At 53.6% G+C, this 14471-nt stretch carries 19 protein-coding genes, 1 tRNA gene and 1 pseudogene; 10 read left to right on the top strand and 11 right to left on the bottom strand.

The window, feature by feature from the left end; translation table 11 throughout:
• The first annotated feature begins 6 nt into the window (after positions 1-6).
• The 4 genes from nqrE to dinB all read left to right on the top strand — a co-directional run bounded on the left by nqrE (position 7) and on the right by dinB (position 3233).
• Positions 7-603 carry an NADH:ubiquinone reductase (Na(+)-transporting) subunit E gene (gene nqrE / locus F9C28_RS14995; protein WP_199016156.1) on the top strand — a complete coding sequence of 199 codons (597 nt, stop codon included), beginning with the start codon at positions 7-9 and terminating at the stop codon, positions 601-603.
• Positions 604-615: 12 nt separating this feature from the next.
• Positions 616-1839, top strand: a complete 1224-nt coding sequence (nqrF, locus tag F9C28_RS14990; RefSeq protein ID WP_199016155.1) for an NADH:ubiquinone reductase (Na(+)-transporting) subunit F — start codon at positions 616-618, stop codon at positions 1837-1839.
• A 12-nt stretch (positions 1840-1851) separates the two neighbouring features.
• The gene (nqrM, locus tag F9C28_RS14985; protein ID WP_199016154.1) at positions 1852-2067 is read left to right on the top strand and encodes a (Na+)-NQR maturation NqrM; all 216 of its coding nucleotides are present in this window, start codon (positions 1852-1854) and stop codon (positions 2065-2067) included.
• A gap of 110 nt (positions 2068-2177) precedes the next feature.
• Entirely contained in the window at positions 2178-3233 is a 1056-nt protein-coding gene (dinB, locus tag F9C28_RS14980; protein WP_199016153.1) for a DNA polymerase IV, read from the top strand.
• 62 nt (positions 3234-3295) lie between these two features.
• Here dinB and pepD read toward each other — a convergent pair whose 3' ends face one another.
• Positions 3296-4753, bottom strand: a complete 1458-nt coding sequence (pepD, locus tag F9C28_RS14975; RefSeq protein ID WP_199016152.1) for a beta-Ala-His dipeptidase — start codon at positions 4751-4753, stop codon at positions 3296-3298.
• A gap of 263 nt (positions 4754-5016) precedes the next feature.
• Between pepD and gpt the strand changes: the two genes are divergently transcribed.
• The 6 genes from gpt (at position 5017) to F9C28_RS14945 (ending at position 10115) form a co-directional block, all read left to right on the top strand.
• The gene (gpt, locus tag F9C28_RS14970) at positions 5017-5475 is read left to right on the top strand and encodes a xanthine phosphoribosyltransferase (RefSeq protein WP_199016151.1); all 459 of its coding nucleotides are present in this window, start codon (positions 5017-5019) and stop codon (positions 5473-5475) included.
• 122 nt (positions 5476-5597) lie between these two features.
• Positions 5598-6845: an esterase FrsA gene (frsA, locus tag F9C28_RS14965; protein ID WP_199016150.1), complete on the top strand. Its 1248-nt coding sequence runs from the start codon at positions 5598-5600 to the stop codon at positions 6843-6845.
• 73 nt (positions 6846-6918) lie between these two features.
• Positions 6919-7320: a sigma factor-binding protein Crl gene (gene crl / locus F9C28_RS14960; protein ID WP_199016149.1), complete on the top strand. Its 402-nt coding sequence runs from the start codon at positions 6919-6921 to the stop codon at positions 7318-7320.
• Between the two features lie 238 nt (positions 7321-7558).
• Positions 7559-8662, top strand: coding sequence for a glutamate 5-kinase (gene proB / locus F9C28_RS14955; RefSeq protein ID WP_199016148.1), 1104 nt, complete (start codon positions 7559-7561; stop codon positions 8660-8662).
• A gap of 10 nt (positions 8663-8672) precedes the next feature.
• Complete coding sequence (gene proA / locus F9C28_RS14950) at positions 8673-9926, top strand: glutamate-5-semialdehyde dehydrogenase (protein WP_199016147.1); 1254 nt, start codon at positions 8673-8675, stop codon at positions 9924-9926.
• Positions 9927-10039: 113 nt separating this feature from the next.
• Positions 10040-10115 (top strand) — tRNA-Thr (locus F9C28_RS14945).
• Positions 10116-10129: 14 nt separating this feature from the next.
• Here the strand turns inward: F9C28_RS14945 and F9C28_RS14940 are convergent.
• The 10 genes and pseudogenes from F9C28_RS14940 to F9C28_RS14895 all read right to left on the bottom strand — a co-directional run.
• On the bottom strand, positions 10130-11284 hold the full coding sequence (locus tag F9C28_RS14940) for a site-specific integrase (RefSeq protein WP_227804341.1): 1155 nt from the start codon (positions 11282-11284) through the stop codon (positions 10130-10132).
• The gene (locus tag F9C28_RS20400; protein WP_000390730.1) at positions 11167-11514 is read right to left on the bottom strand and encodes a helix-turn-helix domain-containing protein; all 348 of its coding nucleotides are present in this window, start codon (positions 11512-11514) and stop codon (positions 11167-11169) included. Before F9C28_RS20400 ends, F9C28_RS14940 begins: the two co-directional genes overlap by 118 nt.
• Before the next feature lie 99 nt (positions 11515-11613).
• Positions 11614-11958, bottom strand: coding sequence for a hypothetical protein (locus tag F9C28_RS14930; RefSeq protein WP_001281192.1), 345 nt, complete (start codon positions 11956-11958; stop codon positions 11614-11616).
• Between the two features lie 88 nt (positions 11959-12046).
• A complete protein-coding gene (locus F9C28_RS14925) occupies positions 12047-12328 on the bottom strand; it encodes a hypothetical protein (RefSeq protein ID WP_000026224.1) in 282 nt (93 codons plus the stop codon).
• 202 nt (positions 12329-12530) lie between these two features.
• Positions 12531-12992, bottom strand: coding sequence for an ead/Ea22-like family protein (locus tag F9C28_RS14920; protein WP_188003120.1), 462 nt, complete (start codon positions 12990-12992; stop codon positions 12531-12533).
• Positions 12989-13405, bottom strand: coding sequence for a hypothetical protein (locus tag F9C28_RS14915; protein WP_199016146.1), 417 nt, complete (start codon positions 13403-13405; stop codon positions 12989-12991). Before F9C28_RS14915 ends, F9C28_RS14920 begins: the two co-directional genes overlap by 4 nt.
• On the bottom strand, positions 13402-13566 hold the full coding sequence (locus F9C28_RS14910) for a DUF2737 family protein (protein ID WP_001214456.1): 165 nt from the start codon (positions 13564-13566) through the stop codon (positions 13402-13404). Before F9C28_RS14910 ends, F9C28_RS14915 begins: the two co-directional genes overlap by 4 nt.
• Before the next feature lie 10 nt (positions 13567-13576).
• Positions 13577-13873: a phage anti-RecBCD protein gene (locus F9C28_RS14905; protein WP_199016145.1), complete on the bottom strand. Its 297-nt coding sequence runs from the start codon at positions 13871-13873 to the stop codon at positions 13577-13579.
• 23 nt (positions 13874-13896) lie between these two features.
• Complete coding sequence (locus F9C28_RS14900; RefSeq protein ID WP_089640534.1) at positions 13897-14277, bottom strand: hypothetical protein; 381 nt, start codon at positions 14275-14277, stop codon at positions 13897-13899.
• A pseudogene (locus F9C28_RS14895) lies at positions 14277-14372 on the bottom strand (ERF family protein); the annotation flags it as partial. The pseudogene F9C28_RS14895 and the gene F9C28_RS14900, both read right to left, overlap by 1 nt.
• Between the last annotated feature and the right edge of the window lie 99 nt (positions 14373-14471).

Raw genomic sequence — 14471 nt, 5'->3', positions numbered from 1 at the left:
CGCACTGTGGCTCATTATATTAGTTTATTTGTGCGCGCCGTGTTTGTTGAGAACATGGCGTTAGCCTTCTTCCTCGGCATGTGTACCTTTCTGGCGGTATCAAAAAAGGTCTCTACCGCCTTTGGCCTGGGCATTGCGGTGACTGTGGTGCTGGGGATCTCGGTCCCGATCAACAACCTTATCTACAACCTGGTACTGCGCGATGGGGCCATTGCCGAAGGTGTCGATCTGAGTTTCCTGAACTTTATTACCTTTATCGGGGTTATCGCCGCGCTGGTGCAGATCCTGGAAATGGCGCTGGACCGCTACTTCCCGGCGCTCTATAACGCGCTGGGTATCTTCTTGCCGCTGATCGCGGTTAACTGCGCCATTTTTGGCGGGGTGTCCTTTATGGTGCAGCGCGATTACAACTTCACCGAGTCTGTGGTGTACGGGGTTGGCTCCGGGGTGGGCTGGATGCTGGCGATTGTGGCACTGGCCGGTATCCGCGAGAGGATGAAATACGCCAATGTTCCTGCGGGACTTAACGGCCTGGGGATCACCTTTATTATCACTGGTCTGATGGCGCTGGGCTTTATGTCCTTCTCCGGTGTACAGCTATAAGGGCGCAGATATATGGAAATTATTCTTGGCGTAGTGATGTTTACGCTTATTGTTCTGGTTCTCTCGGTGCTGATCTTGTTTGCCAAGTCAAAGCTGGTGAAATCCGGGGATGTATTAATTGAAATCAACGGCGAGCCCGACAAGCAGTTCCATACCCCGGCCGGCGGCAAGCTGCTGAATACCCTCTCTGATCAGGGGATATTCATCTCGTCTGCCTGCGGTGGCGGTGGCTCCTGCGGGCAATGCCGGGTGACGGTCAAATCCGGCGGCGGCGAGATCTTACCGACAGAGCTGTCCCATATCACTAAGCGCGAAGCCAAAGAGGGCTGCCGTCTTGCCTGCCAGGTGGCGGTAAAAAGCGATATGCAACTCGACCTGCCGGAGGAGATTTTTGGGGTCAAAAAATGGGTATGTGAGGTTATCTCTAACGATAACAAAGCGACATTTATCAAAGAGCTGAAGCTGCGCATCCCAGATGGCGAAGCGGTGCCGTTCCGCGCCGGTGGCTATATTCAGATTGAGTGCGAGCCCCACGACATTAACTATGCGGACTTTGACGTGCCGGCGGAGTACCGCGGCGACTGGGATAAATACAACCTGTTCCGCTACCGTTCGGTGGTCAAAGAACCGTGTATCCGCGCTTACTCAATGGCCAACTACCCGGATGAGAAGGGCATCATCATGCTGAATGTGCGTATCGCCACGCCGCCGCCGTCTGCACCGGATGCCCCGCCGGGGATCATGTCATCGTATATCTGGTCCCTGAAACCGGGGGATAGCGTCACGATTTCCGGGCCGTTTGGTGAGTTCTTTGCCAAACAGACCGATGCCGAGATGGTGTTTATCGGCGGCGGGGCGGGTATGGCGCCGATGCGCTCCCATATCTTTGACCAGCTTAAGCGCCTGGCATCACAGCGTAAGATCAGCTTCTGGTACGGCGCCCGCTCCCTGCGGGAAATGTTCTACCAGGATGAATTTGAACAGCTGGCCCGGGATAACCCGAACTTTAGCTTCCATATCGCGCTGTCTGAGCCGCTGGCCGAAGATAACTGGACCGGCTACACCGGGTTTATTCACAATGTGCTGTATCAACACTATCTGCGTGACCACCCGGCACCAGAAGATTGTGAGTTTTATATGTGCGGGCCGCCAATGATGAACGCTTCGGTGATAACCATGCTGCATAGCCTGGGGGTAGAAGATGAAAATATCCTGCTGGATGACTTTGGTGGCTAAGGGGAGGGCAATATGATGATCGTTTTCCTGGCGACCTTTGCCATCTTCTTGCTGGTGGTGCTGGGGATGTCGCTGGGCTACCTGGTGAAGCGTAAAACCCTCCAGGGCAGCTGTGGTGGCATATCGGCACTGGGCCTTGAAAAGGTCTGTAACTGCCCGGAACCCTGTGATGCGCGTAAAAAGCGCATCGCCCGGGAAGCCCAGCGCCAGCAGAACCGTATTCTCTGACCGTCTCCGATTTTCGCCTTCATAATACGCCCCCCGTGAGCGGGGGGATTTTCCTTTTTCGTAAATCTACCTGTATACTTATCCAGTGATTTCTGGCTGGGTTAGTGACGATGCGTAAAATCATTCATGTCGATATGGACTGCTTTTTTGCCGCCGTAGAGATGCGTGATAATCCCTCCCTGCGCGATATTCCGCTGGCCATTGGCGGCAGCCGGGACCGGCGCGGGGTGATCAGCACCGCCAATTACCCGGCCCGCAAATTTGGCGTGCGCAGCGCCATGCCAACCGCTATGGCTCTGAAGTTGTGCCCGCATCTGACCCTGCTACCCGGGCGGTTTGACGCGTATAAAGACGCTTCGCGGCAGATCCAGGCTATTTTTGCCCGCTACACGTCACTGATCGAGCCCCTCTCCCTGGACGAAGCGTATCTGGATGTCACCGACACGCCGTTGTGTCATGGTTCTGCCACCCTGATGGCCCGCGAGATCCGCGCCACCATCCACCGCGAACTGCAACTGACAGCCTCTGCCGGTATTGCGCCTATCAAATTCCTCGCCAAGATCGCCTCGGATCTGAATAAACCCAATGGCCAGTATGTGATCACCCCGGAGCAGGTCCCGGCATTTTTACACACACTGCCGCTGGGGAAGATCCCCGGGGTCGGGAAAGTGACCGCCGCCAGGCTCGATGCCCTGGGGCTGCGGACCTGTGCCGATGTCCAGCAAGCTGACCTGGCTATGCTCCTGAAACGGTTTGGTAAATTCGGGCGGGTGCTGTGGGAACGCAGCCAGGGGATCGATACACGCGAAATCAGCAACGATCGGCAACGTAAATCCGTCGGGGCGGAGCGCACCCTGGCGGAAGATATTCATCAGTGGCCGGAATGCGAGGCGATTATTGAGCAACTCTACCCGGAGCTGGAGCGGCGGCTACAGCGGGTGCGGCCGGATCTGGCCATTGCCCGTCAGGGGATCAAGCTGAAATTTGATGATTTCCAGCAGACGACCCAGGAGCATGTCTGGCCAACGCTGAATAAAGACGATCTGCTGCGTACTGCCCGGCAAACCTGGGAAAACCGGCGCAGCGGGCGGGGGGTCAGGCTGGTGGGGCTGCATGTCAGCCTGATCGATCCGCTACTGGAGCGCCAGCTGGTGCTTGGCCTGTAAAGCGCAATAAACCAAAAAAAAGCCCCCGCAGGGCGGGGGCTGGTAGCAATCAATCGGCGGGATTATTTTGCCGGAATCGCTTTCAGCAGTTCTGTCAGCAGGATCCAGTACTGGCCCACGCTGGCAATATGCACTTGCTCATCCGGGGAGTGCGGCCCGGTAATGGTCGGCCCAATAGACACCATATCCATCTCCGGATAGGGTTTTTTGAACAGGCCACATTCCAGACCGGCGTGGATCACCTGAATGTTCGGGGTTTTATTAAACAGGCGCTGGTAGGTTTCACGCACCAGGTGCATCACCGGGGAGTTGGCATCTGGCTGCCAGCCCGGATAGCTGCCTTTGGCTTCGGTGGTGGCGCCAGCCAGCTCACCCAGGGACTCCAGCACGCTAACCACGTACTCTTTACCGCTGTCGATCAGGGAGCGGATCAGGCAAATAACCTGCGCTTCAGCAGCATCAGTGGTGACCACACCCAGATTCAGGGAGGTTTCCACCACGCCTTTGGCCACGTCTGAATTACGGATCACCCCATTAGGGGTGGCGTTCATCAGGCGAATAAAGGCATCGCGGCTGGCAACGGTCATCGCGGCGTGATCGGTATCGATACCCTCAACCTGCACGGCGATATTTTTTTCTACTGCCGCCAGCTCGTTTTTCAGGATAGCGAGGTAGCTTTCTGCCTGGGTCTTCAGCGTTGCAACGTTCGCCGCCGGCAGTGCCAGGGTGGCGAAGGCTTCACGGGGGATGGCATTACGCAGTGTACCGCCAGTAAAGTCGATCAGACGTGCATCAAGCGCCTGCGCGTGACCGGCAAGGAAACGGGCCAGCAGTTTGTTGGCGTTGCCCAGGCCGAGGTGAATATCACCACCGGAGTGGCCGCCTTTCAGGCCCTTCAGCGTCAGCTTCACGGTCTGGTAGCCCGCCGGGATAGCTTCCCGATCCAGTTTCAGGGTGGTGATGAAATCAATACCGCCGGCGCAACCCATATAGATTTCGCCTTCTTCTTCTGAGTCGGTATTGATCAGAATGTCAGCCTGCAGCCAGCCAGCCTGCAGACCAAACGCGCCATCCATGCCGACTTCTTCAGTCATGGTCAGCAGCACTTCCAGCGGGCCGTGCTCTACGCTATCGTCCGCCAGTACCGCCAGGGCGGAGGCCATGCCGATACCGTTATCCGCGCCCAGGGTGGTGCCGCGGGCTTTTACCCACTCGCCATCAATGTAGGCCTGGATAGGATCTTTGGTGAAGTCATGAACCGTGTCGTTATTTTTCTGCGGCACCATATCAAGGTGGGCCTGCAGTACCACGGGTTTACGATTTTCCATGCCAGGGGTGGCAGGTTTACGGATCAGGATATTGCCCACCTGATCACGCTCAGCGTGCAGCCCTTTCTCTTTTGCCCAGGACAGGATGTGCTCTGCCAGCTGTTGCTCATGATAAGACGGATGAGGAATGGAACAGATTTTGGCAAAAATATCCCACAGCGGTTGCGGGGATAATTGAGACAATTCAGACACGATGAGTCTCCTTGAGGTTGACACGGCACAAAAGTCACAGGCCGGTCATGGGGTTACCGGGATGTTGGTCATCACAAGCGAGGCTTGCGCGATGGGCTGAGGATAACACTTTCTCCGGCCCGGTGGAGCACTTCCGGGGGGAAATTCCGCCCTCAATCCTGCTAAACACTGGTTTTTCAGGCTGTGGATCTCTATAATCTCGCGCAACCTATTTTCCCCTGAACACTTTTTAAGCCGTTTTTAACAGGCTGGGATTCATTCACATGAGCGAAAAATACGTCGTCACCTGGGACATGTTGCAGATCCATGCACGCACACTGGCAAGCCGTTTGCTGCCTGCTGACCAGTGGAAAGGCATCATTGCGGTCAGCCGCGGTGGCCTGGTACCGGGTGCATTGCTGGCACGCGAGTTAGGTCTGCGCAACGTGGACACCGTTTGCATCTCCAGCTACGACCACGATAACCAGCGTGAACTGAAAGTTATCAAACGCGCCGAAGGGGATGGTGAAGGCTTTATCGTAATCGACGATCTGGTTGATACCGGCGGCACTGCGGTTGCAATCCGTGAAATGTATCCGAAAGCGCATTTTGTGACTATTTTCGCTAAACCGGCCGGTAAACCGCTGGTTGATGACTATGTTATTGATATCCAGCAGAACACCTGGATTGAGCAGCCCTGGGATATGGGGATCTGCTTTGTACCGCCGCTGGGTGGCCGTTAATCCCCCTATTTGCGCGCTGCGTCAGAAAATGTAATTTACGCCCGGCTTGTCCGGGCGTAATTTTTTTTAGCGCCAGAGCAGGTACAATAGCGCCAATGACAGACATTCAGAGGTAGAACGTAATGTCCCAGGCTAACCTCAGCGAAACACTCTTTAAGCCGCGTTTTAAGCATCCTGAAACATCGACCCTGGTGCGCCGTTTTCAACAAGGGAGCGCGCCGTCTATCACCTCCGCCCTTGATGGCCGTACTGATCACCGCTGGTACCGGTTGCTAAACCGCCTGCTGTGGGTATGGCGCGGCGTGGACCCCCGTGAAATCATCGAAGTGCTCTCGCGTATTGCGGCCAGTAATGCCGAGCGCACCGACGAGGGGCTGTTCGATACCGTTGTGGGGTATCGGGGGGGAAACTGGATTTATGAATGGTCCAAACAGGCGATGCTCTGGCAACAAAAAGCCGGGCTCCAGGATGAATCCACCACCAAAGGGCGGGAGTGGCTCAACGCCAGTAACCTGTACAGCATTGCCGCCTATCCGTTTATCAAAGGGGATAGCCTCTCTGAACAGGCGCTGGTGCTGGCAAATCGTGCTTATTCTGAGGCCGCGACCCATCTGGGGGGAGGCCTGCGGCAACTGGATTTCAGTATCCCTGGCGGTAGCGATATCACCGGCTTTCTGCATCTCCCGGCCAATGCCGATGGCCCTTGCCCGACGGTGCTGATTTGCGGCGGGCTGGATTCGCTACAAAGCGATTACTATGCCCTGTTTGAACGTTACTTTGCCCCGCTGGGGATGGCGATGCTGACGATTGACGTGCCCTCGGTCGGCCTGTCCTCTAAATGGACCCTGACCCAGGACACCAGTTTGCTGCATCAGCACGTGCTGCAATCCCTGTGCGATGTCCCCTGGGTGGACCATACCCGGGTGGCGGCATTTGGGTTCCGTTTTGGCGCCAATATTGCGGTACGCCTCGGTTACCTGGAGGCCGGCCGCCTGAAAGCGGTGGCGTGCCTGGGGCCGATTGTTCACAACCTGCTGATTGACCCGCTCCAGCAGGGCAGGGTGCCGGAGATGTATCTGGATGTTCTGGCCAGCCGTTTAGGCATGGCGGATGCCTCCGATAACGCGCTGCGGGTGGAGCTGAACCGCTACTCTCTGAAAACCCAGGGCCTGCTTGGTCGCCGTAGCCCGACGCCGATGCTGTCTGGATACTGGGATAATGATCCCTTCAGCCCGGAGGAGGAGTCACGGCTGATTGCGTCGTCATCGTCTGAGGGCAAATTGCTGCCCATCCCGTTCCGCCCGGTGTACCGCAATTTTGATAAAGCACTGAGCCAGACCGCTGAATGGATGCAGCGGCATTTGCGTTAAGCAACATCTTAGTTAATGGATTGATAATTTTTAACAGTTTGGTAAAACAGTGACTTCACAAAAGGAGATCGCAATGACGTTACCAAGTGGACATACCCGAAGTAGATTGCTGAAGAAGTTCCACGCGCTGGGCCCTTACCTGAGGGAGAACCAGTGTGAGGGCAACCGTTTCTTTTTCGATTGTCTGGCCGTGTGCGTGAATGTGAAACCAGCACCGGAGAAACGTGAGTTCTGGGGCTGGTGGCTTGAGCTGGAAGCGCAGCCAGACCATTTTACTTACGTCTACCAGATTGGTCTGTTCGACAAAAACGGTAACTGGGTGACCACAGAGATCAACGAGCCGGAAGTGGACGAGAAGCTGGCCCAGACATTGCGTGACTTCCATGAGCGCCTGCGGGCTTTGCTGGACGATCTGAAAATAGGCCTGCTGCCCGCTGATGATGGCAACGCACAGGCCATCAAACTGACCGCGTAACTGCCACCGGCGGTGGTCGGGCTCCGCTCTGGGGCCATCCGTCGTCAATAGCCACCTTTCAGGTGGCTTTTTTTTGGCCAGGATCACGCAATTTGCCAATAGGGTCAGGCCGGGAAAAATGGCATTATAGGTGACAGTCATCCCCGTGAGGGGTTTTCTCTTCGCCAGTTGGCAAGCAGCGCGATGCCTGTTAAAACAGTCAGCTGGTTAATCTTATTTTGTTGAACGGCAGAAAATCATGAGTAACAGCCAGACCCTGGTTGTAAAACTGGGTACCAGTGTATTGACCGGTGGCTCCCGCCGCCTGAATCGCGCCCATATTGTGGAGCTGGTTCGCCAGTGTGCGCACCTCCACGCTGCGGGGCATCGTATTGTGATTGTCACCTCCGGGGCTATTGCCGCCGGGCGCGAACACCTTGGGTACCCGGAACTCCCGGCAACGATTGCCTCCAAGCAGTTGCTGGCCGCTGTCGGGCAAAGCCGCCTGATCCAACTGTGGGAGCAGCTATTTTCCATTTACGGTATTCACGTTGGCCAGATGCTGCTGACCCGTGCCGATATGGAAGATCGCGAGCGTTTCCTGAATGCCCGGGATACGCTGCATGCACTGCTGGACAATAAAATTGTTCCCGTGATTAATGAGAATGACGCGGTTGCCACGGTCGAAATTAAAGTAGGCGACAATGACAATTTATCGGCGCTGGCCGCCATCCTTGCCGGGGCAGATAAACTGCTGCTGTTAACCGACCAGCAGGGCCTGTTCACCGCCGATCCGCGCAATAATCCCAGCGCGGAGCTGATTAAAGACGTACACGGTATTGATGAGACACTGCGCGCCATTGCGGGTGACAGTGTCTCCGGCCTGGGGACCGGGGGAATGGGCACCAAATTGCAGGCGGCTGACGTGGCTAACCGTGCGGGTATCGAAACCATTATTGCGGCGGGCAGCCGGCCGGGGGTGATTGGGGATGCGCTGGAAGGTATTCCGGTAGGCACCCGTTTCCACGCCCAGGAGTCCCCGCTGGAAAACCGTAAACGCTGGATCTTCGGGGCACCGCCTGCGGGGGAGATAACCGTTGATGAAGGGGCGCGGGTCGCGATTATCGAGCGCGGCAGTTCGCTGTTGCCGAAGGGCATTAAAGAGATTGACGGTAACTTCTCCCGCGGTGAAGTGGTGCGGATCCGCAGCCTGGAAGGGCGCGATATTGCCCACGGGGTGAGCCGTTATAATAGTGATGCACTGCGGCGTATTGCCGGGCACCATTCCCAGCAGATAGATGCGATTCTGGGGTATGAATATGGCCCGGTGGCAGTGCACCGCGACGATATGATTGTCAATTAAGGAGCTGAGCATGCTGGAACAAATGGGTAAAGCGGCGAAGGCGGCTTCTTATAAACTGGCGTTGCTCTCCAGCCGGGAGAAAAACCGGGTGCTGGAGACCATTGCTGATGCCCTGGAGGCTGAGGCAGAGGCGATTCTGGCGGCAAACCGCGCGGATGTTGACGCCGCCCGGGCCAGTGGCCTGAGTGAGGCGATGCTTGACCGTCTGGCGCTGACAACAGAACGCTTAGCCGGGATCGCCGCGGACGTACGCCAGGTGTGTAATCTGGCGGACCCGGTGGGCCAGGTGATTGATGGTGGCCTGCTGGACAGCGGGCTGCGTATTGAGCGGCGTCGGGTGCCGTTAGGGGTGATTGGCGTTATTTATGAAGCCCGCCCTAATGTCACGGTGGATGTGGCTTCACTGTGCCTGAAAACCGGCAATGCGGTGATCCTGCGCGGCGGTAAAGAGACTTACCGTACTAATGCGGCTACCGTGAAGGTTATCCAGCAGGCGCTGGAAACCTGCGGCCTGCCTGCCGGTGCGGTACAGGCAATTGATAGCCCGGATCGCGCGCTGGTGAGCGAGATGCTGCGCATGGATCAGTATATCGATATGCTGATCCCCCGTGGCGGTGCCGGCCTGCATAAGCTGTGCCGTGAACAATCCACCATCCCGGTGATTACCGGCGGGATTGGGGTGTGCCATATTCTGGTGGATGAGAGCGCGGAAGTGGCTCCGGCGCTGGATGTGATAACCAATGCGAAAACCCAGCGCCCGAGCACCTGTAATACCGTGGAAACCCTGCTGGTACATAAAGCTATTGCCTGTGAGTTTTTGCCCGCCCTGAGCCAGCGTATGGCGGAGAAAGGGGTGACCCTGCATGCGGATCAGAACGTGATAGGCCTGCTGGATGATGGCCCGGCGGCTGTGGTTCCGGTGAAGCCCGAAGAGTACGACAATGAGTTTTTGTCGCTGCATTTGAATGTGAAGCTGGTGGATTCCCTCGATGAGGCGATTGATCATATCCGCACCCACGGTACTCAGCATTCCGATGCGATTCTGACGCGTAATATTCGCCACGCAGAACGCTTTGTGAATGAGGTGGATTCATCGGCGGTGTATGTTAATGCGTCCACCCGCTTTACCGATGGCGGCCAGTTTGGCCTCGGGGCTGAGGTGGCTGTAAGCACCCAGAAGCTGCACGCTCGTGGCCCGATGGGGCTGGAGGCGCTGACAACCTACAAATGGATTGGCTTCGGGGATAACACTATTCGTGCCTGATGAGGAGGAGGGTGGTGCAAAAATCGCCGGTCAGACATCCAGGCCATTGACGTATCACCCACTTTTCCTTACCCTTGCACACCGTGCTCGCAATCGCAAGCACGGTCTTCAGGGCCGATATAGCTCAGTTGGTAGAGCAGCGCATTCGTAATGCGAAGGTCGTAGGTTCGACTCCTATTATCGGCACCATTTAAATCAATAAGTTACCTAGCATTTAAGTAAACCACGTTCTCCTCTTGTGCCGTATTTGTGCCATTGCGACTTATAATCGCATCGATTTTGCTTGCGTGCTCGGTGAGATGCCCGGCTGAAAGGTGGGCGTATCTTTGAACCATTTCGAGAGTTTCCCATCCTCCCATCTCTTTAAGTGCAAGAAGAGAGACACCGGACTGAACCAGCCAGCTTGCCCAGGTATGCCTCAGATCATGGAAGCGGAAGTTGCTAATGCCTGCCCGCTTTAACGCTCCCTTCCATGCCTTGTTGCTGTCGGTTCTCATCTTCCTTACCGCTGCTGTTTTTGTTCCGTCGCTTCGGTAGGCAGGTTTGGTGTGGACAAATACCCATCTCTTATGGAGCCCCTGCTGTTTTCTTAATATCTGGCATGCGGTTTCGTTAAGAGGAACTCCGATCGCATTGCCAGCTTTTGTTTCATCAGGGTGCATCCATGCCATTTTCTTATCCAGATCGACCTGTGACCACTCAAGGTCTGTAACGTTGGAACGGCGAAGGCCTGTCGTGATTGCAAACATGACCACAGGGAAGAAGTGAGGAGCAATTTCTGCAAACAGGCGCTTCGATTCCTCCTCTGTAAGCCATCTGATGCGTCCATTCTTAACGCGTGGTGTTGATATTTTGGGTGCCCTGTCAAGCCATCCCCATTCAACAGCCATATTGAGAATGGCGCGAAGTATTGCCAGATGCCTCGTCTTAGTTCCTTTGCTTGCAAGCTTTGGTTTATACTCCGGCACCGGATTGCCAAGTCGCAAACACCTGTCCCGGCTCATCTCCCAGTTCAGGCGATGGCGGCGGTTTTCCATCCCGTCTACCGCCTCCATTATTTTTTCTGTTGTTATGTCAGAGAGAATGGCTTCTCTGAAGTGCAACATCCAGAACGATATAATGCTCTTGTCATCATCAATGGACTTCTTATCCGATTTCTCACGCAGCCACCGTATGCAGGCTTCCTTGAATAGCTTTTTCGGTGATTCCCCGAGATTTTTTACTCTCCACGCTTCTGCTTTCAGACGATCGTGAAGTTCTTGCGCTTGCCTTTTGTCCGATGTTTCAAGAGAGCGTCTAACTCTTGATCCATCTGGCGCGACGAAATCGCAGTGCCACGTGCCACCGCGTAGTTTGATTGACATGCTTTAACCTCCTGCACATCAACCGCATTCACCGCGCTATTGTGTCTTACAGACTTAAGCGCCGCAATGCAGTCTGACTTGCAAATGCGATATGGGCTTTTAGGTTTATCTGGATTTATCTTTGCGGCCTGAAGTCGTCCACTTCGTATCCACTGCGTGATAGTGCCTTTGTCTACCTTCAGATACGACGCTGCCTCTTCACGAGTGAAGATTTCTTCTTCCACCTGGAATCTCCATTTATTGAGTTGGTATTATTGCGGTAGGTCTGGATATCTTGATAAATGAAAATGCCTCATCGAGTGTGAGGCGGTGTGATTCCATAGTTAGTCCTTGCGTAGCTCGCTGATTCTTCTGTAAGTCTCTGGTGCTTTGTTTCCGTGTATCTTCATTTCAGACTTCAACAGAGCAACGAGTGAATCCCATTCGTTGAGGATTCCTTTGAATGCTGGAACGCGCTTTGCAACCTTGTCGAATGAATCTCTGATTTCTGGAATCTGCTCAACAAGTGCAACGCATCGCCGAAAGTCTGCTGCGTCATGGGGAGCGCCGAAGTGATGACCATAGATATTCTTTTTCAGGCCACATGCGATTGAGGCAAGAGTTGCGCTACTGATGCCGACATCGCCAGTCGATTGCCATTTCAAAACCTTCATAGCCAAATCTGACATTTCTTGTCTCCATAAAACAAAACTCGCCGTAGCGAGTTCAGATAAAAGAAATCCCCGCGAGTGCGAGGATTGTTATGTAATATTTGGTTTAATCATCTATATGTTTTGTACAGAGAGGGCAAGTATCGTTTCCACCGTACTCGTGATAATAATTTTGCACGGTATCAGTCATTTCTCGCACATTGCAGAATGGGGATTTGTCTTCATTAGACTTATAAACCTTCATGGAATATTTGTATGCCGACTCTATATCTATACCTTCATCTACATAAACACCTTCGTGATGTCTGCATGGAGACAAGACACCGGATCTGCACAACATTGATAACGCCCAATCTTTTTGCTCAGACTCTAACTCATTGATACTCATTTATAAACTCCTTGCAATGTATGTCGTTTCAGCTAAACGGTATCAGCAATGTTTATGTAAAGAAACAGTAAGATAATACTCAACCCGATGTTTGAGTACGGTCATCATCTGACACTACAGACTCTGGCATCGCTGTGAAGACGACGCGAAATTCAGCATTTTCACAAGCGTTATCTTTTACAAACCCGTATTCCTGCTCATATCACTCTCCTTTGATGCGAATGCCAGTAGCGCGGATTGCATCGATGACTTCAGAAACTTTGTATGCCATTACCGTTTGGTAATCATCGTGAAAATCTGTTCGATGAAGCATACTGCTACGTTCCGGGAGCAGTATTTCCCGCGCTTCCAGTTCTGCGTTGCGCTTCTCTGCGGCTTCCAGCTCAACGCGCAACTTCCCTACCGTTAACGCAATCTCCTCGTTCTCCTGGTCGCGGCGTTTGATGTATTGCTGGTTTCTTTCCCGTTCATCCAGTAGTGCCAGCACGGTTTCTGGTCCGGCCAGAAATTTGAAGGCGTTGAGCGCATCAATATCTACACCGTAATCTTTAAGTTCCTGTTCACTTAACAAATCATCATCAGCTGGCAACATTAACAGGCGTTCCATTGCTGGAATTGCACGTTCTGCTGCCTCACGCAGTGCCTGGTAATTAATTTCGCTCACTGTCTATCTCCTTTACGTAGCTCGGCCGCAAAAGCTACTGCGTGATCATGATGTTCAAGTGTGTATGCACACTCCGCAAACATCTCCACCCCCTGCGCCCGCACTTCAGCCAGGAGAGCGTCGGTGGCTGGGGTTTCGATATCGTTAATTTCAGGAAGAATCTCTTCCCATGTGGCGATATCGCCATTCAAATGCCATCCGGCAATTCCACTGGAGTTATCCGCAACACTGCGAACGGCTGCAATAGTTTCATGCATTGCCGCATTCTCCGCCGCCAGCGCCGCGCACTTGGCCTCCGCTTCAGCAAATTTACGCACCAGATATTCAGCGTTTGTTTCGTTAACCTTTAAATCTCGTGGGATGCATTTACCTTTCAGAAAACCATCCATCTCAATTAGTGTCATTTGTTTCATTTCTTACCACTCCGCCACATCGCATTCAGATATTTGTTTTGATTCACTGAAGGAAAAGAATTTCTCTTAAGCAATTCCTCTCTCGATGGCATTGGCTTTACGCGTTGGCGAATAATCATTTCTGCCGGAAGAATGCCGGGATTGTATGCAAGTCCTCTCATGGTAAATTCCTCAGTCATTACTGATAGCGCCATAGCGTGAGCGGTAATTACGCAGGCGCGGGTCGATATATTCAGGGAAGTTGGTATATGTGGCTTTGCGGAATGGTCGGATTGATGTCTGGTAAATTCGCTCGCGTTCTTCTTTCTCTGCAAGCCACATACAGTGGCGAAATTCCTTTTCCTCTTTCGTTTCCGGCGGTAGCGACATTATCAGGTCGTAGTTTTTTCTGAATTTATCCAGCACCTCCGATACGGAATTGCCGGAACAGCGGCGCGGGTCATCCGCACCATACAGAGGAGCTGGCATAATGGGAGCCTTATTTTGCTAATCTAGAAGGGAATTGAATCGTCGTATTCAGGATGATTTTGATGATTGCTACTTTGCTGCTGGCCATTTCCTGAAGCTGCAAATCCAATCTTTGCATTCAGTAATTCAAGAGTGATTGATTGACCATTTTGCCCCTGATAAACATCAACCCTGATGTTTTCTCCGGTAATTTCCACAATGCCTCCTTCAACCAGAACGCTACGGTAGTAATCCGCTTGCGCTCCCGGCTTGGCAAATACAACGGCGCTGTAGTTTGTCCATTCTTTCTTTTTTGTCTGGCGATCGTAATACTGAACGCCAGCACGGATGTTGAATCCGATATTTTCCCCGGCCTGAAACTCTCTTGCGGGCTTGTTTAGTCTTACAGTAATCGAATGTGCCATTAAGCAGCCGCTCCTTCTAATTCGTCTCGTCTGATGTTGTAAACGTCCTGCGCTTTGTGCTGCTCCGGTGTGCCTTCGAGCAGCTTCCACGCTTTGGGAAGGTGCGAATAAGCAGGTCATTTCTTCCCAAGCTGACTCGCTGATTAAAATTTCGCGGATCTGGGCCGATTTTTTTCCCGCAAACACATCGAATC

The sequence above is a fragment of the Shimwellia pseudoproteus genome, from assembly GCF_016415625.1.
Classification (GTDB): Bacteria; Pseudomonadota; Gammaproteobacteria; order Enterobacterales; family Enterobacteriaceae; genus Shimwellia; species Shimwellia pseudoproteus.
The sequence above is the reverse complement of the archived record's forward strand: the minus strand, read 5'-3'. Positions and strand labels throughout refer to the sequence as shown.

Excerpts from the sequence above, each read along its gene's own strand:
- gpt (WP_199016151.1), top strand. The coding sequence starts at position 5,017 with ATGAGCGAAAAATACGTCGTCACCTGGGACATGTTGCAGATCCATGCA.
- nqrF (WP_199016155.1), top strand. The coding sequence starts at position 616 with ATGGAAATTATTCTTGGCGTAGTGATGTTTACGCTTATTGTTCTGGTT.
- crl (WP_199016149.1), top strand. The coding sequence starts at position 6,919 with ATGACGTTACCAAGTGGACATACCCGAAGTAGATTGCTGAAGAAGTTC.
- F9C28_RS14905 (WP_199016145.1), bottom strand. The coding sequence starts at position 13,873 with ATGCCAGCTCCTCTGTATGGTGCGGATGACCCGCGCCGCTGTTCCGGC.
- proA (WP_199016147.1), top strand. The coding sequence starts at position 8,673 with ATGCTGGAACAAATGGGTAAAGCGGCGAAGGCGGCTTCTTATAAACTG.
- F9C28_RS14900 (WP_089640534.1), bottom strand. The coding sequence starts at position 14,277 with ATGGCACATTCGATTACTGTAAGACTAAACAAGCCCGCAAGAGAGTTT.
- F9C28_RS14925 (WP_000026224.1), bottom strand. The coding sequence starts at position 12,328 with ATGAGTATCAATGAGTTAGAGTCTGAGCAAAAAGATTGGGCGTTATCA.
- dinB (WP_199016153.1), top strand. The coding sequence starts at position 2,178 with ATGCGTAAAATCATTCATGTCGATATGGACTGCTTTTTTGCCGCCGTA.
- nqrM (WP_199016154.1), top strand. The coding sequence starts at position 1,852 with ATGATGATCGTTTTCCTGGCGACCTTTGCCATCTTCTTGCTGGTGGTG.
- F9C28_RS14910 (WP_001214456.1), bottom strand. The coding sequence starts at position 13,566 with ATGAGAGGACTTGCATACAATCCCGGCATTCTTCCGGCAGAAATGATT.
- F9C28_RS14930 (WP_001281192.1), bottom strand. The coding sequence starts at position 11,958 with ATGTCAGATTTGGCTATGAAGGTTTTGAAATGGCAATCGACTGGCGAT.
- F9C28_RS14915 (WP_199016146.1), bottom strand. The coding sequence starts at position 13,405 with ATGAAACAAATGACACTAATTGAGATGGATGGTTTTCTGAAAGGTAAA.
- frsA (WP_199016150.1), top strand. The coding sequence starts at position 5,598 with ATGTCCCAGGCTAACCTCAGCGAAACACTCTTTAAGCCGCGTTTTAAG.
- proB (WP_199016148.1), top strand. The coding sequence starts at position 7,559 with ATGAGTAACAGCCAGACCCTGGTTGTAAAACTGGGTACCAGTGTATTG.